Source organism: Vallitalea sediminicola (assembly GCF_054408565.1).
Genome location: NZ_BTPT01000039.1, coordinates 22938 through 45994 on the forward strand (window position 1 = coordinate 22938; position 23057 = coordinate 45994).

General features: G+C 30.6%; 21 protein-coding genes. 2 read left to right on the plus strand and 19 right to left on the minus strand.

Annotated elements, in window-relative coordinates; all coding sequences use genetic code 11:
• Nucleotides 1–7 precede the first annotated feature (7 nt).
• The 4 genes from ACX6CF_RS16925 to ACX6CF_RS16940 form a co-directional block, all read right to left on the minus strand.
• Complete coding sequence (locus ACX6CF_RS16925) at nt 8–1009, minus strand: Wadjet anti-phage system protein JetD domain-containing protein (protein ID WP_458786536.1); 1002 nt, start codon at nt 1007–1009, stop codon at nt 8–10.
• A 165-nt stretch (nt 1010–1174) separates the two neighbouring features.
• Nucleotides 1175–2002 (minus strand): aldo/keto reductase, encoded by an 828-nt coding sequence (locus tag ACX6CF_RS16930; protein ID WP_458786537.1) that lies wholly within the window; start codon nt 2000–2002, stop codon nt 1175–1177.
• A 169-nt stretch (nt 2003–2171) separates the two neighbouring features.
• A complete protein-coding gene (locus ACX6CF_RS16935) occupies nt 2172–2750 on the minus strand; it encodes a biotin transporter BioY (protein ID WP_458786538.1) in 579 nt (192 codons plus the stop codon).
• A gap of 89 nt (nt 2751–2839) precedes the next feature.
• Entirely contained in the window at nt 2840–4087 is a 1248-nt protein-coding gene (locus tag ACX6CF_RS16940; protein WP_458786539.1) for an MFS transporter, read from the minus strand.
• Between the two features lie 580 nt (nt 4088–4667).
• On the opposite strand from ACX6CF_RS16940, the gene ACX6CF_RS16945 reads away from it, so the two are divergent.
• Nucleotides 4668–5957: an alkaline phosphatase family protein gene (locus tag ACX6CF_RS16945; protein WP_458786540.1), complete on the plus strand. Its 1290-nt coding sequence runs from the start codon at nt 4668–4670 to the stop codon at nt 5955–5957.
• Between the two features lie 148 nt (nt 5958–6105).
• Here the strand turns inward: ACX6CF_RS16945 and rbr are convergent, their stop codons facing one another.
• From rbr to ACX6CF_RS16970, 5 genes are all read right to left on the minus strand, one after another.
• On the minus strand, nt 6106–6690 hold the full coding sequence (rbr, locus tag ACX6CF_RS16950) for a rubrerythrin (protein WP_458786541.1): 585 nt from the start codon (nt 6688–6690) through the stop codon (nt 6106–6108).
• A 34-nt stretch (nt 6691–6724) separates the two neighbouring features.
• Entirely contained in the window at nt 6725–7108 is a 384-nt protein-coding gene (locus ACX6CF_RS16955; RefSeq protein WP_458786542.1) for a desulfoferrodoxin, read from the minus strand.
• 107 nt (nt 7109–7215) lie between these two features.
• Nucleotides 7216–7893, minus strand: a complete 678-nt coding sequence (locus ACX6CF_RS16960; protein ID WP_458786543.1) for a YigZ family protein — start codon at nt 7891–7893, stop codon at nt 7216–7218.
• 33 nt (nt 7894–7926) lie between these two features.
• On the minus strand, nt 7927–8931 hold the full coding sequence (locus ACX6CF_RS16965; RefSeq protein ID WP_458786544.1) for a lipoate--protein ligase: 1005 nt from the start codon (nt 8929–8931) through the stop codon (nt 7927–7929).
• Between the two features lie 194 nt (nt 8932–9125).
• Nucleotides 9126–11366, minus strand: coding sequence for a glycoside hydrolase family 3 C-terminal domain-containing protein (locus ACX6CF_RS16970; protein ID WP_458786545.1), 2241 nt, complete (start codon nt 11364–11366; stop codon nt 9126–9128).
• Between the two features lie 156 nt (nt 11367–11522).
• Here ACX6CF_RS16970 and ACX6CF_RS16975 point away from each other — a divergent pair, with 156 nt between their 5' ends.
• Nucleotides 11523–12323, plus strand: coding sequence for a helix-turn-helix domain-containing protein (locus ACX6CF_RS16975; RefSeq protein ID WP_458786546.1), 801 nt, complete (start codon nt 11523–11525; stop codon nt 12321–12323).
• A gap of 38 nt (nt 12324–12361) precedes the next feature.
• On the opposite strand, the gene ACX6CF_RS16980 is transcribed toward ACX6CF_RS16975, so the two are convergent.
• The 10 genes from ACX6CF_RS16980 to iolC form a co-directional block, all read right to left on the minus strand.
• A complete protein-coding gene (locus tag ACX6CF_RS16980; protein ID WP_458786547.1) occupies nt 12362–12643 on the minus strand; it encodes a DUF6514 family protein in 282 nt (93 codons plus the stop codon).
• Nucleotides 12644–12958: 315 nt separating this feature from the next.
• Nucleotides 12959–13924: a PfkB family carbohydrate kinase gene (locus ACX6CF_RS16985; RefSeq protein ID WP_458786548.1), complete on the minus strand. Its 966-nt coding sequence runs from the start codon at nt 13922–13924 to the stop codon at nt 12959–12961.
• Between the two features lie 203 nt (nt 13925–14127).
• Entirely contained in the window at nt 14128–16227 is a 2100-nt protein-coding gene (locus ACX6CF_RS16990) for a glutamine synthetase III family protein (RefSeq protein WP_458786549.1), read from the minus strand.
• A 317-nt stretch (nt 16228–16544) separates the two neighbouring features.
• Nucleotides 16545–17114, minus strand: coding sequence for an ANTAR domain-containing response regulator (locus ACX6CF_RS16995; RefSeq protein WP_458786550.1), 570 nt, complete (start codon nt 17112–17114; stop codon nt 16545–16547).
• Between the two features lie 37 nt (nt 17115–17151).
• Nucleotides 17152–18486, minus strand: coding sequence for a type I glutamate--ammonia ligase (gene glnA / locus ACX6CF_RS17000; RefSeq protein WP_458786551.1), 1335 nt, complete (start codon nt 18484–18486; stop codon nt 17152–17154).
• A 213-nt stretch (nt 18487–18699) separates the two neighbouring features.
• Nucleotides 18700–19887: an acetyl-CoA C-acetyltransferase gene (locus ACX6CF_RS17005; RefSeq protein ID WP_458786552.1), complete on the minus strand. Its 1188-nt coding sequence runs from the start codon at nt 19885–19887 to the stop codon at nt 18700–18702.
• A gap of 1 nt (nt 19888) precedes the next feature.
• Nucleotides 19889–20551, minus strand: coding sequence for a 3-oxoacid CoA-transferase subunit B (locus tag ACX6CF_RS17010; RefSeq protein ID WP_458786553.1), 663 nt, complete (start codon nt 20549–20551; stop codon nt 19889–19891).
• Nucleotides 20541–21209 carry a CoA transferase subunit A gene (locus ACX6CF_RS17015; protein WP_458786554.1) on the minus strand — a complete coding sequence of 223 codons (669 nt, stop codon included), beginning with the start codon at nt 21207–21209 and terminating at the stop codon, nt 20541–20543. Before ACX6CF_RS17015 ends, ACX6CF_RS17010 begins: the two co-directional genes overlap by 11 nt.
• Before the next feature lie 11 nt (nt 21210–21220).
• Nucleotides 21221–22051 (minus strand): class II fructose-bisphosphate aldolase, encoded by an 831-nt coding sequence (locus tag ACX6CF_RS17020; protein ID WP_458786555.1) that lies wholly within the window; start codon nt 22049–22051, stop codon nt 21221–21223.
• 1 nt (nt 22052) lies between these two features.
• A complete protein-coding gene (iolC, locus tag ACX6CF_RS17025; protein WP_458786556.1) occupies nt 22053–23051 on the minus strand; it encodes a 5-dehydro-2-deoxygluconokinase in 999 nt (332 codons plus the stop codon).
• Nucleotides 23052–23057 lie beyond the last annotated feature (6 nt).

A 23057-nucleotide genomic window follows, 5' to 3' on the forward strand; every position in this document is an offset into this window, starting at 1 on the left:
AATTTCTTCATCCTTTTAATGTTTTACACAAAATATTTTTGCTTAGTATTTCCTGTGGATAATATTCTTTATCCTTTAATACTTTCTTTATTAAATCTTGCTGCTTATTAGTAAAATAGCTAAGAAAATTATCAATTGCAGCTTCATTGATCTTTTGATTTTCTTTACCTTTAACACTTTTATAATTCATCATCGCTTTATAATAATTAACAGCAGGTTTAACATTTATTTTTTTAGTTAAACTATCAAATATACTAAGACCTTCATTATCCATATCTCCAAAATATTCGTAGATATTTTCCCCCTTAATATTTAACTGTTTATTAAGTAGTTTAATACTAGATATAATTTGCCATCCCTTCCCATAGATAATAGTAGTATATTTTGATTCATTTATATAATTAATTAAATGTAAAAAAGGTGTCTTATTTTCAATAATTAAATGATAGTGTATATCTTCATTACATTTATTTTTATTAATAGCAAAAGAAAGTGGTTCAATACGTTCAAATAATAATAGCTTATCCCATAAATGTAGTCTTTTTAATATTGCTTCGCCACCTTTATCTTGTATCCATTTTTCATCTCCAACCATATCAAAAGACAACTCTGGAATAAATTTTTCATCTATCATATCTGGGTTATTATTAATATAATTACTTATTAGATCAATATAAAACTCATCTTTATTAAATATAGTTTCATTTAATGTAAAATAATCTTCTAAACTTAAATGAAGATTTATTTCCCATTGTTTTTTATATAAACGAGTATAGTAGCTTTGGTGAAAATATGGTTTATTAATTCTATACTTATAGTAAAGAGGTATTAGCATATTATTAAGTCCTGATTTTTTCACTGGCTCTATCCCGCCATTTTTCTCTATACTTTTAATAATCCTCGCTAACTCACTATAGCTTATACTATTATCATATATTTTCATTATCTCATCTAGGAGTACATAAGTTTTTTTATAATTACCAAGATACTCTTCTAATTTCTTTTTCAATCAATGAACCCCTTTCTTTCAAATATTAACATTACTTGTTTTATTATAGCATATTATCTGTAAATAAAATAAAAAAACCTATAAAACTACATTTACTAAAAATGTAATTCTATAGGTTACATCATTACTCCAATATAATTTAATTATCTACCTCTTCAATTCCTACTAAAAACTAATATTATCAGGCTCAGGAAATAACTTCCTTCCATTATTCAACCCAGCAATAATATCCATATCTTCCTTAGTAAGTAAAAAATCAAATACATCTTTATTGGATACAATACGCTCTGGTGTAGATGATTTTGGTAACGGAATTATATTTCTTTCCAACAAAAATCTAATAGCTACTTGTGGAACAGTTTTACCATATTTCTTAGCAATATCAATCATATGTTCATTATTTAATAATTCACCAATATTGCTACTCATCAAAGGAGCATAAGCTTCTAGATAGATACCAAACTTCTTACAATAATCTTGTAGAACACGATTTTGTAAACCAACATGACATTCAACTTGGTTTACTACCGGCATGATTCTAGCTACTTTGATTAAATCATCCAAGTGATGAATATTGAAATTAGATACACCTATAGCACGAATCTTACCTTCTTCATATAACTCTTCCATAGCACGCCATGAAGCACGAGCTTTATCATAGCCTTTTGGCCAATGTATAAGATATAAATCAATATAATCAAGTTGTAATTTATTTAAAGAATCTATAAAAGCTGCTTTTGTCTCATCATAACCTTGATTATCATTCCAAAGTTTTGTTGTAACAAAAATCTCACTTCTATCTACTCCACTATCTTTAATAGCTCTTCCAACACTTTCTTCATTACCATAAGCTGCTGCAGTATCAATATGACGATAGCCATTATCAAGAGCGCATTTTACATTATTGTAAGCTTCTTCATCTTTAGCACGAAATGTTCCAAATCCTAATTGTGGTATTTCAACACCATTATTTAGAGTTAACTTTTTCATCATATACAACCTCCTAATTTAAGTTAAATATATTGTACTATATGTTGTCAATAATAGCTACTACATATTAGTATAAAAAATAAAAGCTATTCGATAGCTTTTATTTTTTATCGTCACTGTATTCCATTTATTATATATACTATATTTAAATATTTCAAAACTAATATGATTATTAAATACTGTTTTTGCTAACACCACTCATAACTCCTGATCTTCTCAATGTAGGAATTATAATTGTTGAAGAATAAGCCGCTATGATGACTAGTATAAAATCTTTTACCATAAACGGTGTCATTGATTTAAAAATACCAATAAGAGAAGTTGGTTTATTAAGATATAAATCTTTTATAAAATAAAGATAGACATTACCAATTACGTAAATAGCTATAAACCCAACTACAGATACTCCTAAAACTTTAATGAAATTAATATCCTTTTTGTTGTTTAATAAAAATCCTATAATTAATGGTGCAACCGCAAATCCTATAATGTACCCAAAAGTTGGATTAAATATATATGCTATCCCTCCTCCCATAGTAAATACTGGAAGTCCTACAAGACCTAATAATATGTATATCAATTGAGATAGAAACCCTGCTCTTGCTCCTAATAAAAGACCAGCATAAATACTGAAAAACAGTTGAAATGTTAAAGGCACACCAAAAGGTGTAGGTATACTTAACTTAGCTCCAACTACCATTAACGCTGCAAAAATACCAATCATAATCATTTCTCTAAGTTGTAATTTCATAATTTTATCTCCTTATCAATATTAATTAATTAGTATTATACATTTGCCAACGCTAATTGTCAACCTCAAAATCATTCTAGTTAACAATCTTAAGCAGCAGTCTCTTCATCACCTACTCTGCTTTTTATCTCATTTTTATTAATTCTAATCATCCATAATGCAGATAGACCTACAACTAAGCTACATAACTTCCAACCAACAGAAAAACTAGTTGCTTCAAGAACATATCCCATGACTAATGGTCCTACAGTAAAACCCGCTCCCATTATAATAGGTAGAACCGAACTCATTCTACCTCTATGAGTCGCTGGAGTATGATTCATAATAAATGGCATTACACTTATAGCTTCAAGTATTTCACCTAGAGTAAATATGAATACTGAAATAAAAAATGCAACTTTAGTTGAAATGAATCCTAACATTCCAAACCCTATTGTAAATAAAATCCCTGCATAAAATACTCTCTTTACATTAGGTCTCTTACTGAACAAAGAAGTCAATATAGGTGTCATTACAACAACAATCACTGCATTAAAACTTCCTAACGCACCATACAAAGCCGCACCATTCGTTGGGAAATTACTTTTTGCATGTAATGGTAACATGAATGACCATTGAGAATATACAAATCTATACCCAAAAAGTGCTAATGCAAATGCAATCAGTATTGGTCTAGATAATAATACATCCAATATGGAGCCTTCTTCTTTTTGTTCTAATTTTCGATCTTCGGTCAACTCTTCACACTCATTATGCAGTGTCTCACTAACAAATAATCCTATAAGCGTAACTCCAATTAAACCAGTTACAACATCCAATAGAAAAAACAGTTTCAGATTGTATTCAAATAAAGTTCCAGCAAACAACATTGCTATAGCATATCCGAAGTTGAAACCTAAATAATTAAGTGAATATGCTCCTTCTCTCTCTTCAGGTGTAGTTAAATCAGCAGTCATTGCATCGTGAGCTGGTCCAGCTATACCAAATAATACCCCAGACAATAACAGTAAATAAGCCATTGACATAGTTGGTTGAATAAAGCAACAAGAACCATAACATAATATGCCCAATGTCTCAAATATGATTATAAGTTTCTTCCTACCTATAACATCTGATAACTTTCCACCTATTAGACTTGAAGGCATATATAGCAACCCGCTTATAGCTATAAAAACACCTGTTTCCGCTTCTGATAAACCTATTTTATTATTTAATAATAATGTTAGAAATGGAAAAACAAAAGCTCCCATCGCATTTACAGTTTTTGCAATAAAAATAATATATATCTCTCTTTTTAATCCTAGATATGGTGATAATAATTTTTTCAACCTATTCATAATCCTATTTCTCCTTTTGTCTGTATCAGTTTTTATCATAGTCATTTTATAATTAAATCCATATATAGCTGCTATAAGATAAAAAAAAAGCCATGTTTACGTTATTAACGTTCCACGGCTTTATATCTTCACAAGGTATGCATAATTTATAGTCATAGTAATGATTCATATTTTAACAAACCAATATTACATAACATCAAATTAAGCCTTTCTTATAATAAGGCATAATAATAGCCACAGTTATATATACCTGTAGCTAGCTAACTATAATTATATAAGATTCACTTATAATATTTAACTATTCTTACTTACTAACACAGGTTGTTTTATTCTTAGATTTTAATTGGGTATTCGCTTTTTTATTTGATGTGATATGTAATTTAATTATCATAAAACAACCTTCCTTTCAAAATAAATTCTTATAAAATTATATACTGATATGTATATCCCTGTCAAGAACTATTTAAATATCTATAAATATTTCCATATATGGATATACTATTTATTGCTTGTATATATTTAACACGAAATTAAAATATGAGCATAGTTGTATATTATAACAAAAACTTAGGAGTACCATATGAATAAACATAATAAATATATTATAGTCATTAGTATCGACGCATTAAATTCTCTCGATTTTAATTATATTAAAGACTTACCTACCTTTAAATCATTTGTTTCTGAAGGTTCTTATGTAAGAAATATGTATAGTATCTATCCTAGCCTGACATATCCCTGCCATACTTCCATAATAACTGGTACATATCCTAATAAACATGGTATTGTATCCAATAAAATATGCCAACCTAAAAGATATAAAAAACCAGAATGGTACTGGTATGAAAAATCCATAAAAGTCCCAACAATATTTGATTATGCGATGAATAAACAATATACCTGTGCTACTATTTTATGGCCAGTGATGGCTGGTGCTCACATAAATTATAATATACCAGAACTATGGCCAGTCAGGCCATGCTGTTTCATTAGTAAATATATAAAAAATAGTAGTAAGAATCTTATTTTACCTGTACTAAAAAATTTTAAATTAAGTTGTTCAGTTCAACCAACATTAGATGATATTGCAGACGATATTTCTAACTATCTTATATTAAAAAAGCAACCAAACTTGTTATTTGTTCATTTTACTCAGTTAGATTACATTACTCATAGATTCGGTATTAATTCAAGCAAGGTAAAAGAAATATTAAAAAATATGGATATTAGAGTATCAAGACTCATTGCCTCTACAAAAAAAGCTAATATTTATAATCAAACTGATTTTATAATATTAGGGGACCATGGTATGAACAATTATAAAAACTATATATGCATAAATTCAGTATTCAAGGATAAAAAATTACTTATAACAGATGATAAAGATAAAATTATATCTTGGAAAGCATTCTGTAATGCTTGTGGTGGATCTGCACAGATATGTATCAGTCCTAAAGAAGATAAGAAATTATACAAAAGAGTTTATGATCAACTATTAGAATTACAGACTAACCCCGAGAGTGGACTTAAACAAGTATATACTAGTGAAGAAACCAATAGATTGTTTCGCTTATATGGTGATTTTCAGTTTGTTCTGGAGGCTAAAGATGGGTATGTATTTAATAATCATATATGTAATAAATTAATAGTACCTAGAACCCAACTATCCAAACCACATGTAGCTAAACATGGTTTTTTACCTAATCATCCTAATATGAGAACACTTCTTTTTGCAAAAGGTAACGGAATTAAAAATACAACTATCCCGCACGCTACTTTAGTTGATATAGTCCCTACAATAGCCAGATTAATGAATATACCTATGAAAAATTTAGATGGTAATTGCTTAACTTCAATATTAAAATATTAGTTAAATCTATATATTGAACATAAACATCTATATACCCATTTCAATCAATAAGTTTAAAATATTTCCCTTGATTTTATTAGTTCAACTAATACATTCACAAAAGGACTGTCTTACATATAAGACAGTCCAACAGTTATTTAATTCTTTATTAAAAATTATCACACAAAAGTTCAAAATATGATTGTGGATGCGCACAAGCTGGACATACCTTAGGAGCACTGTCTCCTTCATGGATATAACCACAGTTATCACATTTCCATAATGTTTTTTCTTCCTTCTTGAAGACACTATCATTTTCAATATTGCTCAATAATTTTCTATATCTTTCTTCATGATGTTTCTCAACTGAACCAACTTTTTCAAATACAACTGCAATTGCATCAAATCCTTCTTCTCTTGCTACTTCAGCAAAAGCTGGATATAGATCTGACCATTCTTCATTTTCTCCATTAGCTGCGGCTAACAAATTATCTTTAGTATCTCCTAGAGTAATAGGGAAACCTGCAGTTATTTCAATAGCCTCATGTTTATAATCTTGTTTTAAAAATTTAAAGAATCTTTTAGCATGTTCTTTTTCATTATCAGCTGTTTCAGTGAATATATTGGATATTTGAATATATCCTTCTTTTTTAGCGGCTGATGCATAGAATGTATATCTATTTCTTGCTTGTGATTCTCCAGCAAAAGCTTTCAATAAATTTTCAGCAGTTTTTGTTCCTTTTAATGATTTCATTTTTAATTCCTCCGTATTCCATTAATAATTTATATTAATTTTTTCTCCATAATCCATGAACATTACAATATTCTCTTGCAAAAACTTTCTCTGCTTTTGGAACTATAAATGTAGCTTCTGGTTCATCAGCAGGAGTTAATTCTTTTCTATAGATATGTGAATCTGCAACTAATTCTATCCACATGATATAATGTTTTTCTATCATTGGATGAGCTTGATTTTCTCCTATTCTTACTTTATAACCCTCTTCTGTTTCTTCAATGTATGGTACATGCTTCTCTTTTGATGTATCAGCTGTTTGTTCTTCTAACAACTCCATTTTTTCCCCACAACATACAATGGGTGCACCATTTCCTACAAAAATCTCAACTATGTTGCCACAATGTGAACACTTATAAATTTCTAGTTTCTTAGTCATTTTAATTCCTCCTAATGATTTAAATTAGTTTATTATAATTGAAAAATTAATCAACTTATATATTATATTCTACTCTATACCAAGTTTTCCTTGTAAAAATAGTAATTCTAGCATTCCTCACCTGACTTCTTGATTTCAGTAAGCTTGATGTGTTCATTAGTACTAAAGCCATAATACAGACCTTTAATTTCAATTATAGCACAGCCACTAGTTATATCCATCATTTTCTTCTCAAAAGTATCTTTTTTATCGTACTCTGCTAAAACCTTGTAACAGACATTATCTTGATAAATAGTATCATATATAATATATTCATTCTGTAAAATCTCATATTGTACTTTACCTGATAAAGTATAATCTACTTTTATATCCATTAAATGATACAATATATTTTGTTCCATAGTAGCTGTTTCTATTCCTAACTTAGCACTACCACTATATGCCCTAACAAGTCCTCCTGTACCAAGTAAGGTTCCTCCAAAATATCTGGTGACAACAACTATTACATTACGCAAATTATTGCCTCTAATTACTTCCAGAATAGGCATTCCTGCAGTACCACTAGGCTCACCATCATCGCTACAACGTTCTAATGGTTGTTTTAAACCTATACTATAAGCAAAAACATTATGGGTTGCATTCCAATATTTTTTCCTTATTTCTTCTAGAAAATCTTTAATTTCTTCTTCAGTTTCTACATGTTTGATTGTTGCTATGAATCTAGATTTTTTTTGGACTAATTCAGCTTCATTATCTTCATATATAGTCAAATAATTTTCTACCATTTGTTATATCATCCTTAAACTTCTTATTTATTATTAAAATTTCTTATTCTCTATCCAATCAGCAATATCATCTACCATCTTTTGTCTATCTTCTGATAGTTTCTTATTTCTTAATTTTTCAGCTAGATTTGATGAGTTATATTTTTCGTTTACAAAAATTGCTGGTAACGCATCAATAAAATCTTGATCTAGACAATCCGAATATATGGCAACTTCATCTATTATAGCATTCTTAGTATTAATATGAATCTGTATTTCTCCCCAATTGAATCTCGTTTCAAGTATCACTTGAAATTTGCCTACTTTACCATATCTCCAATCCCATGAAGAATTCTTATCATACAAAATATTAATATCTTCATCATTAAACCACATAGGATCTTTTTCTATTACTACATCTTCACTTGCTTGTCCATATTCATCAATAAAACTCTTAATACACATATCACTAACTATTTCTGTACTTAGACCTTCATAGTAATTTGCAAGATTAGCGACTCTTGATTTGACTGATTTTACACCCTTTGAACTTATTTTTTCTTTTGAAACATTTAGGTATTTTGCTAGATTACTCATATTCTCATTAATAAGTAGAGTTCCATGATGTAATGATACTCTTTTACCATGATAAAATGCATTTCCAGAGAATTTTTTTTCATTCACTGTTAAATCATTACGTCCTGTGAGTTTACCATATATACCTAACTTTTGACACATATTTAAGATTACCTTCAATTGTCTTTCTAGGTTATAATCACATTTATTCATTACAAATGAAAAATTAAGATTTCCAAGACCATGATAAACCGCTCCTCCACCAGTTATCCTTCTTGCTAATTTAACGCTATCATCTTCTAGAAGCGATATATTGCATTCCCTCCAAGGATTCTGGTTTTTACCTATAACTACAGTCTTGTCATTTTTCCATAGATATAAAACGGATTGATCTTTCTCAAGATTCTTTACCAAATATTCTTCAATAGAAAGATTTCTCCATGGGTCTAAGCCCGTACTTATTACTACCTTTACTCGTTTCATAAATACCTCCTCTAACAAGAAATAATTTGTGATTTGTATAATTTGATTATACTTGTTATTGACTATTATTTCAAACAAAATGATGTATTAATCTAATAAAATAGTAAGTGGTCAATGATAGAATTCTAATACCTTATTTAACAATAAAAAACAAGTCAATCATAATGATTGACCTGCACTATTATTAATTGATATCAAGAATTCAATTGACTAATTAGATGTTGTAATTCTTCTTCATTCATAGCACCAAATGTTATAAGTGATTTTAGAGTATTAGTCGCTGCCATTTCCTCTATTGCATTTTCATTAAATATATCTGTATCATTGAACATTTGTTTCATATTCTCAGTGATTTGTTTTACTATCATTGCACCCACAGGATGTTTGGCTATCTCTACGAATGTTGAACTTCTATCAAATACTTTCTTGATTTTTCTAGTTGAGTTAACTGTAATAGTTGTTTTAAGAAATATATTTATTGCTGAAGAACCTACTAATAATTGGAATTCACCTGTTTCTACATACCATTCTGTAATATCTACATTATAATAAGCAAAAGAACGTTTATTCAATATAAATTTTACTTTCTTTTCTTCACCTGGTGATAATTCAACCTTAGCAAATTCCTTTAATTCTTTTATTGGTCTTATTACTGATGATTCAATATCTCTTACATATAATTGAACAACTTCTTTTCCAGCTGTATCCCCAGTATTTTTAACCGTTACAGTAACTTCCACATTTTCTGAATCTTGTATTTTATTTTTGTTTACTTCAATATCAGTATATTCAAAAGTGGTATAACTTAGTCCATGTCCAAATGGAAATAGAGTATCCATATCTTTTGCATCATAATATCTGTACCCTACAAATAAACCTTCCTTATAGCAAACCTTATTTTCTTTGCCTGGATAATTCAATGATGATGGGTTATGATTTAGCCTAATTGGAAAAGTTTCTGCTAATTTACCAGATGGATTTACTACGCCATATAATATATCAGCGACAGCTCCTCCTCCTGCTTGACCTCCTAGATATCCTTCTAATACTGCTTTCACACTATTTATCCAAGGCATTTCTATAGGAGAACCATTAGATAATACTACTACAATATTATCATTAGCTTTGCTAAGTTCCTCAATTAAATGAATTTGGTTCTTAGGCATTTGCATATGTCTTCTGTCATATCCTTCAGATTCATATCTATCAGGAAGACCAACAAATACTACTACCACTTCATTCTCTGTTGCTAACCTGACTGCCTCATTTTCTAGTTCCTCATTAGATTCATCAACATCAATATCATATCCCTTAGCGAAACTTATTGTTCCTATCTTCTCCATTTCTTCTAATGCATTGTGTAAAAATGTAGGATTGATATGCGAACTCCCTCCACCTTGGTACCTTGAATTACTGGCTAATCCACCAACTACAGCAACTTTTTGATTTATATCAAGTGGAAGTATTTTATTATTATTTTTGAGAAGTACCATACATTCTGAAGCAACTTTCCTTGCTAATGAATCATGTTCTTTTTTATCAAACTTCATATCTCTTGTATTTTCTATTCCTTTAAAAACTAGTTCCAATATTCTCTTGACAACTTTATCTAAATCTTTTTCATCTAGATTACCATTTCTAACTGCTTCAACAATTTTTTTATCATTAAGTCCCCCGTTACCAGGCATCTCCAAATCCATACCTGCTTTGATTCCTTCTACTCTATCATCTTCTGCTCCCCAATCAGAGACTACCAGACCTTCATAACCCCAGTCATTTCTAAGGACCTCTGTTAATAACTTATAATTATCAGCACAATAAGTCCCATTTAATTTATTGTACGCACACATAACCGTCCATGGTTTTGCTTCTTTTATAGCAGTTTCAAAACTTGCAAGATATATTTCTCTTAAAGTTCTTTCGTCAACCAAAGTATCTACACTCATTCTTTTGTACTCTTGGTTGTTCGCTGCAAAATGTTTAATGGATGTTCCTACCCCTTGACTTTGAACTCCTAATATATGATGTTTAGCTATTTGAGATGATAAATAAGGGTCTTCTGAAAAATATTCAAAATTTCTACCACATAGTGGTGAACGTTTGATATTTACAGCTGGACCTAATAGAACCGATACATTCTCTGTCTGCGTCTCTTCACCTAATGCAATCCCTACTTTCTCAACTAAATCTCTATCCCATGAAGAGGCTAATCCAACCCCTGAAGGAAAACAAGTTGCTGGTACAGAAGTATTGACTCCTAGATGATCTGAATCACCTGCTTGTTTTCTTAATCCATGAGGTCCATCTGTTACCATGATTGAAGGTATACCTAATCTTTCAACTGACTCGGTGGTCCAGAAATCCTTACCTGAGCATAAAGAAGCTTTTTCTTCTAGTGTCAATTCTGATAGAAGCTTATTAATCTTTTCTTGCATACAATCTCCTCCTAATTTCACCTACTTATTTACCTTTTTATCTGATATAATGATATTATTGATTGATATTGATTATATTGTAAAGATTTTTCTATATAATGTATATCATTTTATTTACTATTTTTTTCGTATATTTTACTTTTTGGAGGGGATTTTGTGTTTATCGGTAATATGGATTTTAGTCAGATTTTCAACTCACTCAAAATAACTGATATGTCCAAGAAAGAAGAATACTTATACCAAGAATCCAAAAATGATTCTATTAACTATTCTCATTATCCTTATGAACTGGAAAAGCGGCTTTATCAGGCTATTATTACTGGTAATTTAGATGAAATAGAAAAAGTTGGATATGAGTATAGTACTTACCCTCCCTCCGTCTTATGTCAAAACAACTCAATCAGATCTCTTAAAAACAATTTGATTTGTAGTTGTACACTTATAACTAGAATGGTTATTGAAACAGGTTTAGAAGAAAATTATGCATATTTTCTTAGCGACCTTTATATTAATAAAATTGAATCTCTAATTGACGAAGAATCTTTGCTGAATCTGAATGCTATAATGATACTTGATTTCATGATTCAGATAAAAAACAGCCTATCTTCCAATAAAAACAGTTACTCCTCGTTAACTAAGGAAGTAATTAAATATATTAATGATAATCTTTGTACTACCTTTACCTTAACGGATGTTGCTAGTTACGTTAACGCTAACAGCAGTTATTTATCAAGAACTTTCAACAAAGAAGTAGGAATAAGTTTCACGAAATATATTCATCTAAATAGAATAAAAAAAGCTAAACATTTACTTCTCTTCACTAATTTATCCTTAGTTGAGATATCAGCAATATTAGGCTATACAACTCAGAGTCATTTTAGTAAGATATTTAAACAGATTAGTGGAATGACTCCTAACTCGTTCAAGCAGAATCATATAAAAACTGATAATGAATGATTAAAAGCAAGCCCATACTATAAGGCTTGCTTTTATATTTAAAATAATTCATCAACTGCATAAACCATACCCACAGGGGTTACTATATTAGCTATAAGTTTATTAATTATAGTTATAATTTTATCTTTGCTATCAGTCACCTTAGAAACAATATCTGATTCTAGATAATTATAATTATCTCTCTTAAGTATTTCAACACCATATGCAACTTTCGTTTCATCTTTATCGTAGTATGTAGATTCGATTAAATAATACTCTAGGTTAATACTTAGATTATTCTCAGTTATAATTTGTCTTGTTCCTTTTAGGTATTTCTTCATAATAACATCCCCGCTTTCTGTAATATAATCTCATAGACATGTCTAAACTATCTCCTAGCTTCCTAGAAACATCTTTAGTATTTCCACAATATATAGTACTTATTTTTTTCTCTCACAATACATATTGTAGTTTCATGCCTTATCATCATTATATATTACTTAAAACAGGTATTCTATATAAATATATCGCAAATGAATATAGAAAATCACTTCTTTCGACGCATCGTCTCAATACATCTTAGTATCTCTGTATAATACCGTCATATATATGATATTACTGCGATATTTTTATTTTCATATTCAACCAATTATATTTTATTCTATAAAACCTTTCTTTCTATTCATTATTTCAACAATTTTTACCTTATTATTATAATAGTCTATATCTTTTCTATTGCATATAGTAGGATATTTTGAATTTTTCACAGCAATGCTACTTGCCATAACAAGTTTTGCTATCTTTTCTTGTTCATATTTTCTTTCTATAGAAACCGCAAGGGCTCCAACCATGGAATTACTTGCACCAATACCGTCTGATATTTCTGGAACTTCACTAAGTATTACTTTACAGATTTTGCTTTTTGAAAGTACATATAGACCCTCACTAGAATCATACAACATGTAATGAATATTATTAGATATAAGAATCTTATATAGCTCTTTTATTACATAGTACTTATCATATGTCAACGTATCTATATTTACTAAATCCGAAATATTCTTATCACTTATCTTTAATGCATAAGGATTAAGATTTAATGATTTACGAAGACTTTGTCCTTCCAATGCTGATATAACCTTTATATCGTGTTTTTTAGCGACTTCACTTATATCTTCAATCAAGTTAAAATCTGCACCTCTTGGTAAATCTCCACCTAAAACCATTACTTTAGCATCTTTTATCTTATTTTGAAGTTTGTGTTTTAGATTCTTCTTATCTCTCTCATCTACTATCATATTATCATCCAGTAATGCTGTCTTAGTTCCATTAACTGAATCTACAATTCTGTATATGGATTTACTTTCACCCATGTTAAATACAAAATCAGATTTTATTCTGTTTTTCTGCATTACATTATGAATGAACCTTCCGCCCATTCCTCCTAAAAATCCTAATACATATGGTTCACCTTGAAGTAACTTTATTATATACGCTGTATATATCGGGCTCTCTCCAAGACTTATACGATAATCCTGTACTTTGTTTTCACCATCCACTTCTAACCCATCAATAACTGCCAATTTGTTAATCGAAGGATTAAGTGCTATAGTAACAATCATTATTTTCCACCTCAACAATATGTTTAATCTTATAGATTATTTAATATTATAACAGACCTTTCAATTATAAACAAATGTTTAATAAAAATAGAAAAATAGAAAAACCATGAAGTTGCTGTAACAGCTTTCTTCATGGTTAAGCTAGTATAATATATTTACATTAAGGAGTATATTATTACCATAATTAAATGTAACTAATAAAACTAAACTCTAAACAATAACTCATCATATGTTGGGTATGGCCATGCTTCTTCTGAAACTATCTTCTCAAGCTCATCACATGGTTTTCTTAACTCTGCCATAGCTGTAAATACTTTTTCTCTATAGGCAAATGCCATACTTTCAATATTGCTAATGCTTTTAGCTTCTTCAATTGCTTTATTTAGGTCAGCAACTTTTACTCTTACATCAAATAATAGTTTTGAAATCTTATTAACAATTTCTTCTTGAACGGATACATCTACTGAAGGGCAAACGCTCTTAACCTTGCTGATAGATTCAGCAACACCAGTCATGTAATTGATACATGCAGGAATAATTTGTTTCTTAACCATTTGAGACATTGTAAGTCCTTCAATATTGATTATTTTGGCATATTCTTCAAAAACAATCTCTTTTCTTGATACTACTTCACCTTTTGTGAAAACACCATGTCTTTCAAATAATTCAAGAGCTTCTGGTTTATCAAAGTAAGTATACGCTTCAACTGTTGATGAAAGGTTAGGAAGTCCTCTTCTAGCTGCTTCTTCAATCCAATCATTAGAATATCCGTCTCCATCAAATATGATTCTCTTATGGTCTTTAATTAATCTAACAATTACTTTTTTAAGAGATTCATTAAAATCATCAGCTTTTTCTAATTCATCAGCCACTCTTCTAATATACTCAGCAACAATTGTATTAAGAACAATGTTAGGTCCAGCAATTGATGCTGATGAAGGACACATTCTGAATTCGAATCTATTACCAGTAAATGCGAATGGTGATGTTCTATTTCTATCAGTAGAATCTTTTGGAAGTTTTGGAAGTGTAGAAACACCTACTTCAAGTAATTCTACTTGTTTTTCTATATTAAGGTCTCCTGCTTCTATTTGCTCCATAATCTTAGTTAATTTATCACCTAAGAATACTGATATTATAGCTGGTGGAGCTTCATTCGCTCCAAGTCTATGATCATTACCAGGATTAGCTGCTGATAATCTTAGTAACGGAGCATATTCATCAACTGCTGCTATAATTATTGATAAGAAAAGTAAGAATCTTGCATTTTCTTCAGGTGTTTTTCCTGGATTCAATAAGTTAATACCATCATCAGTAGCTAATGACCAGTTATTATGTTTACCAGAACCATTAACTCCAGCAAATGGTTTTTCATGCAATAGACATACTAGATCATGTCTAATCGCAACTTTTTGAATGATTTCCATCATTAATTGGTTATGGTCTGTTGCAATATTTGTAGTTGAGAATATTGGTGCTAATTCGAATTGGGCTGGAGCTACTTCATTATGCTTAGTCTTTGCTGATACTCCTAATTTCCAGAGTTCAATGTCTAATTCTCTCATAAAATTAGCTATTCTTTCTTTTATACTTCCAAAATAATGATCATCCAACTCTTGACCTTTTGGAGGCATTGCACCAAATAATGTTCTTCCAGTAAATATTAAGTCTTTTCTAGCTTGATAATATTTTTTATCTACTAGAAAATATTCTTGTTCCGCACCCACTGTAGTTATAACTTTTTTGGTAGTTGTATCTCCCAATAATTTTAACACACGCATTGCTTGTTTAGATATAGATTCCATTGAACGTAGTAATGGTGTTTTTTTATCAAGAGCTTCACCAGTATAAGAATAGAAAGCAGTTGGTATACATAGTGTTACACCTGCTGAATCTTCTTTTAAAAATGCTGGTGATGTTGCGTCCCAAGCTGTATATCCTCTTGCTTCAAATGTAGCTCTAAGTCCTCCATTAGGAAAAGAGGAAGCGTCTGGCTCTCCTTGAATTAATTCCTTACCAGAAAATTCCATAGTAGCTCTTCCATCGGGAGTTAATGATATAAAAGAGTCATGCTTTTCAGCTGTTTTTCCTGTCATTGGTTGGAACCAATGTGTGTAATGAGTTGCACCTTTTTCAATAGCCCAATCTTTCATAGCATTTGCAATTACTTCAGCTGTTGTTTTCTCAAGTGGTTCCCCAAGCTCTATTGTCCTTTTAAGTGACTTATATATTTCTTTTGGTAATCTTTCTTTCATAACTGCATCACTAAATACATTTGTTCCGAATAAATCGTTAATACTCATATTATGTCCTCCTATTAATACTATAATTTTTATATTTTTTATATTTATCGTTGGTATCTATCTTGCATTATTAAACTAATTTTCCAGTGTAAAAACTAATATTTATTAAGCTATCAGAGCATAAAACTATACTTTTTATATAAAAATGTAATAAAAAAAGCGTTACTAAGGGAACTCCCTAAGAACGCCATTGCTCTAAAAGTTAAATTAATATTGGACTCCATCGTCCACATATATTTATATATAATATAACACAGAATATACAATAATGCAAGTATTAAATAGCCAAAAATTATTTTTCAGAATTTTCTTTTATATTATTTGTATTTATTAATAATTTCATAAGCTACTAATTTTTTGGATATACCTTTATTCATACTAAGCTTTTGGATTTTTCTATGTGCTTCTTCTTCTGTTAGTCCACTATGTTCCATAAGTATTTCTTTAGCCTTATTGATTAATTGTTTATCCTCTTGTTTCTTTTTAAGAGTACTGACCTCTTTTTTTAATTTAGTTATACTTTTTGATGTTTTAACTAATAAATCAATACTATTGACTAGAGAATCTTTATTAATTGGCTTAACTAGCAAACTGAATATGGGTTCATTTCTTAAGTTAGTAAAATAATGCAACTCAGATGAACCAATTATCGTAACTATTGGACATACATTATCTGCTACCAACACTTCACTTACGTCATGGCCATTTAACCCTTTCATATTGAAATCCATAATACATATATCTGGATAAACAGTATGTATTCTTCTTAGAATATCATACCCGTCAGTTGTTTCACCTACTACATTATATCCATTTTCATTAAGGAAGTGTGATAATTGCTTCAATATTTTTTTGTTAGAGGATCCTACTATAATTCTAGCTCCCATACACAAAACATCCTTTTACTCAGCTATGAAATATTTTCTAATATCTTGAAATATATTTTTCAACTTCCCATGAATGAACCATTGATATATATTCATCCCATTCTAGACTTTTTGCCTTCATGTATCTTTCGTAAACATCACCTAATGCTTCTTTTATAATTTCATCTTTTGACAGATCTATTAATGCTTCTTTCAAGGTACTTGGAATTGTTGATTCCACATCTAGTGTATCTAATACTTTACTTAACTCTTTCTTCTCCATCATTTTTGGTGGTTCTATTTTATTCTTGATACCATCAAGTCCAGCTTTCAACATTGCTGCTACTGCCAAATAAGGATTACATGAAGGATCTGGACTTCTTAGTTCAATTAAAGAATTCTTATTTCTACCTCTTGGAACTCTAATAAGAGGACTAGCATTAATAGTTGACCAACCTATTCTAACTGGAGCTTCAAATCCAGATACTAACCTTTTGTAAGAGTTAACTGTAGGATTAGTTACAGCTGTTAAAGCTTTTGCATGTTCTAATAATCCACCAATAAAATAATATGCTTCTTTTGATAAGTTAAGTTCATCTTTTTCATCATAGAATATGTTCCTGCCATCTTCATTATACATAAGCAAGTTGCAATGCATTCCTGAACCACTTATTCCAAAGATAGGCTTAGGCATAAAAGTAGCATGTAGACCATGTTTTCTTGCTATAACTTTTACTACTAATTTAAAAGTAACAATATTATCTGCCGACCTAAGTGCATCACTATATTTAAAATCTATTTCATGTTGTCCAGGGGCTACTTCATGATGTGATGTCTGAATATCGAATCCCATTTCTTCAAGTGTAAGTACTATGTCTCTTCTCACATTTTCACCTAAGTCAATTGGTCCCAAATCAAAATATCCTGCATTATCATGGGTAGTGGTAGTAGGATAACCATTTTCATCAATCTGAAATAAGAAAAATTCAAATTCTGGACCTACGTTAAAATCATACCCCATATCTGCTGCTTCTTTTATAACTTTCTTGAGAACATATCTAGGATCACCCTGAAAAGGAGTACCGTCAAGATTATATATATCACATATCATTCTACCTACTTTACCTTGATGAGGTCTCCAAGGAAATATCTCAAAAGTATCTAAATCTGGTTTTAGATACATATCAGATTCTTCCATTCTAACAAATCCTTCTATTGATGAACCATCAATCAATATTTGATTGTCTAATGCTTTTTCAAGTTGTTCATCTGTAATAGCTACATTTTTAAGCGTACCTAGAATATCTACAAATTGTAGTCTAATGAATTTGATATCCTCTTCATGTGTAATTTTGATTATATCTTCTTTTGTATATTTACTATCTCCTAACATAACAACGCCTCCTTTTCATATAGTATTGTTAATATCTGCAATCTTTATTAGTTAAGAGTATATTATAAAAATATTAATCTGGCAACACTTTTTCATCAATCTACTATATCAAAGGCAAATAAAAATCATTAAATCCAACTATTCTGCAACAAAAAAAGGCTGTCAAAATACATACTATCGTGAAATGTATTTTGCAGCCAGTTATATATTTTTTTATATATTCATATTTTCAACAATGATTGATGTTCCCATGCCACCGCCAATACACAGAGCCGCAACACCATATCTAACTTTACTTTTGACCATTTCATGTAATAATGTCACTAATATTCTTGCACCCGAAGCTCCAATAGGATGTCCTATCGCTATAGAACCACCATTTATATTTACCTTTTCTTCTTGTATACCTAATTGTTCCAACACCCCTAGAGATTGGGCAGCAAAAGCTTCGTTTAATTCAAATAACCCTATATCATCTACAGATAGATTCGCTTTTTCTAATGCTTTTTTTACAGCATTCACAGGTCCAAGTCCCATTATTTTTGGATCTACTCCAACTGAAGCATAGCTTAATATTCTAGCAATTGGTTGCAATTTGTTTTCCAACGCATATTCTTCATTTGCTACAACTATCGCAGCCGCTCCATCATTTATACCAGAAGCATTTCCAGCTGTGACAGTACCATTTTTCTTAAAAGCAGGTCTTAATTTAGCTAAGTGTTCATTAGTCACACCAAATCTAACAAATTCATCATTTTCAAAAATAGTTGTTTTGCCTTTACGACCAACTAACTCAATAGGAATGATTTCATCTTTGAAACGACCTGTTTTTTGGGCTTTCTCTGCTTTATTTTGAGATTTTACTGCAAATTCATCTTGTTGTTCCCTAGTATAATTATATTCTTCTGCAATATTTTCAGCTGTAACACCCATATGATAATCATTGAATGCATCCCATAATCCATCTTTTATCAGCATGTCCACCATATTTGCATTACCCATTCGATAACCGAATCTAGCTCTATCTAATATATATGGAGAAGCGCTCATATTCTCTGTTCCACCTGTAACAACAATATTATTATCTCCAGCAACAACAGTTTGAGCTCCTAAGCTAACCGTTCTTAATCCAGAACCACAAACTTTATTTATTGTCATACCAGGTATCTCTTCAGGTATCCCTGCATTAATAGCTGCCTGTCTAGCGACATTTTGTCCTAAACCAGCTTGTAATACACAACCAAATAATACTTCATCAATTTCTTCATTTGATATTTTGGCTCTTTTGATTGCTTCTTTTATAACTATTTCTCCTAATTTTACAGCACCAGTATTTTGCAATGCTCCACCGTAGTTTCCTACAGCTGTTCTTACGGCAGATAATATAACAACAGAATTCATATTATTCATCCTTCCATACTTTAATATCTTCACTAACTGTCAATTCTGCTTCTGTTAATTCTATTACTTCTTCAACTGTAGTATCATGACTTATTTCTTGTAATACTAATCCATTTTCAGTTACTTGTATTACAGCTAATTCTGTAATTATAGTATCAACCTGCCCTACTGCAGTTAAGGGTAAAGTACATTTTTTTAAGATTTTAGGTTTCCCTTTATTAGTGTGAGTTGTAGCTATAATGACTTTCTTCGCTCCAGTGACCAAATCCATTGCTCCACCCATGCCCGGAACAATTTTACCTGGTATTATCCAATTAGCCAAGTTACCTTCTTCATCAACTTGTAATGTACCTAAAACACATACATCTACATGCCCACCACGAATCATAGTAAATGAACTTGTACTATCAAAAGATGCTCCATGTGGTAATAATGTGGAATACTGGCCTCCCGCATCAACTATATCAAAAGATTCCTCACCTTCTTCAGGAATACTTCCCATACATAACATTCCATTTTCAGATTGAAAGAACACTTCAACACCACTGGGAATATAATTAGCCACCTTAGTCGGTAGACCTATTCCTAGATTAACCACATCTCCATCATTCAACTCAAGGGCAACACGTTTTGCAATACGTTTTTTCATATCATTAATAGACATATTTTCTGTTACCTCCTCTAATAATATAATCCACATATATACTTGGTGTACTTATACATTCTGGAGATAATGTTCCCCCATGAACCACTTTTTCTGCTTCAACAATAACAGTTGTACCTGCTGTTGCCATTACTTGATTAAAATTATTAGTTGTACCTCTATAAATGGTATTCCCATAGACATCAGTAATACTTCCTCTAATCAAAGATACATCCGCTTTTAGATTTTTTTCTAGTATATATTTTTTACCATCTATTTCTAATACTTGCTTTCCTTCTTCAACTATAGTTCCAATACCTGTTGGCGTTAATACACCTCCAAGCCCTGCACCACCTGATCTAATTCTTTCTGCTAAAGTTCCTTGAGGCACAAGTTCAACTTCCATTGTTCCTTCATTCATTTGATTTCCAGTTTCAGGATTAAGTCCAATATGTGAAGCAAATAATTTCTTAACTCTTTTTGCAACAATTAATTTACCCACACCACGTTCTACTGTTGCTGTATCAGTTGATATAAGTGTAATATCTTTAATTCCTAGGTCCAGAATATAATCTATAAGTGTTACTGGTGCTCCACAGCCCATGAATCCTCCAACCATCAAAGTCATACCATCAAAAAAGCAATTCTTAATAGTATCTAGATCGACCACTTTCCTCACAATTTTACCTCCTACCAACCAAGTAAACGATATTTTTCAGTGACAACTTTTTTCATTTTTTCCATTGGTTTTTGAAATAATTGTATTCTATCAAAAATATGTGGATTTTCATTAGAAAAATCCCTGACAGTATTACCAAAAGCCATACGTACTGCTGTTCCTATATTCATTTTACCAACACCGTGATATCTTAGCTTTTCTATCTGGTCATCAGGTATTCCTGTTGACCCATGAATAACCAATGGTACTGGGCAAGCTTTTGATATTTTTTCTAGTCTTTCAAAATCAATTATAGCTTTTTGCTCTGTCATACGATGAACATTCCCTACAGCAACTGCAATACAATTTACATTGACTTCACTAGACATAGCCAAAATATCTTTCACTTCCGTTAATTTTTCGCTTACATTTAGCCCTGGTTCACTGTAAGAAACACATCCTACCTCTACTTCTAGCGAAACATCACAAGGGCTACAAATACTATAAATATCTTTGGATTTTTTTATATTCTCTTCTATAGGATTAGCTGATCCGTCATACATTACTGATGTATATCCTGCTTGAATAGCTTTTGCAATATCAACCACATTTTTCCCGTGATCCAAATGGATACATACATCAACATTTGCTTCTTCGGCCATTTTTCTATATAATGCACCATAATATTTGACTGGCATAAAATTGGCTGCATCCCTATTTGTCATTAATAATACAGGAGCTCCTATTGTTTGTGCTACTTCGATTATTACTTTTGCATCTTCGTAACCAAAAACATTGAACCCTGGTACGATACGATTATTTTTAACAGCAGTTTGCAGCATATTGTTCATATTCACTAACATATCAATGCTCCTTTTTATAGTTTTTTATAAAGTCTGTAATCTCTTCTTCTGTCGGCATTGCATCAGAACAACTATTGTTTGTTACAACTATCGCAGCTGCACCTGCTCCATATTTCATAGCTTCAGTAATACTTTTACCCTTTATCAATGAACTAATTACTCCTCCAGCATAAGAATCACCAGCACCTTGAGTTTTTAGTGGCTTAACAGGGAATACTTCACCTTGCTTTTCTTCACCATTTTTCAAATATGCTATAGAGCCATCTTTTCCATGTTTCACGATGACTATTTTAGCATTATGTTCAAACCAATGATTAGAACTTACTTTATCATCTTTATTATCTGGTAAATCTATTTTTTCAAGCATATCAAATTCTTCTCTAGTACCAATAATTACATCACATTTTTCAGCTGCAAGACTATAATACAAACCTGTCTCTTCTTCTGAATTCCATGTATATGGGCGATAATCTATATCAAAGAAGACTCTTGTCTTATGTTTTCTAGCTAATTTCATGGCTAAGAGTACAGCTTCTCTTGATGGAGATGCTGCTAGAGCTGTACCTGACACTACTAATACCTTAGAACTTCTAATATAATCTTCTGAAATATCTTCCATAGTAAGTTTTAGATCTACCGCATTAGATCTATACATTATTATATTGCTTTCTTTTGGACTTACTATTTCCACATAAGCAAGGCCCATTTTGTTATCAGATTTATCTACAACTAATCCTTCAGTATTAATGTTTTTTCCTTGTAAATATTTTATGGCAAATCTCCCAAATGCATCATCTGCAACTCTGCCGATAAATCCAGTTTTCATGCCGTATCTTGATGTAGCAACTGCAATATTGGCTGGAGATCCTCCCACAGTTTTAGTAAATGTTTTTGTTTCTTCTAATGGACAATTATATTCATTCGGAAAAAAATCAATACCAATTCTACCTATTGCTATAACATCAAGTTTTCTATTTTGTTCAAAACTAATTCCATCCATTCTGAA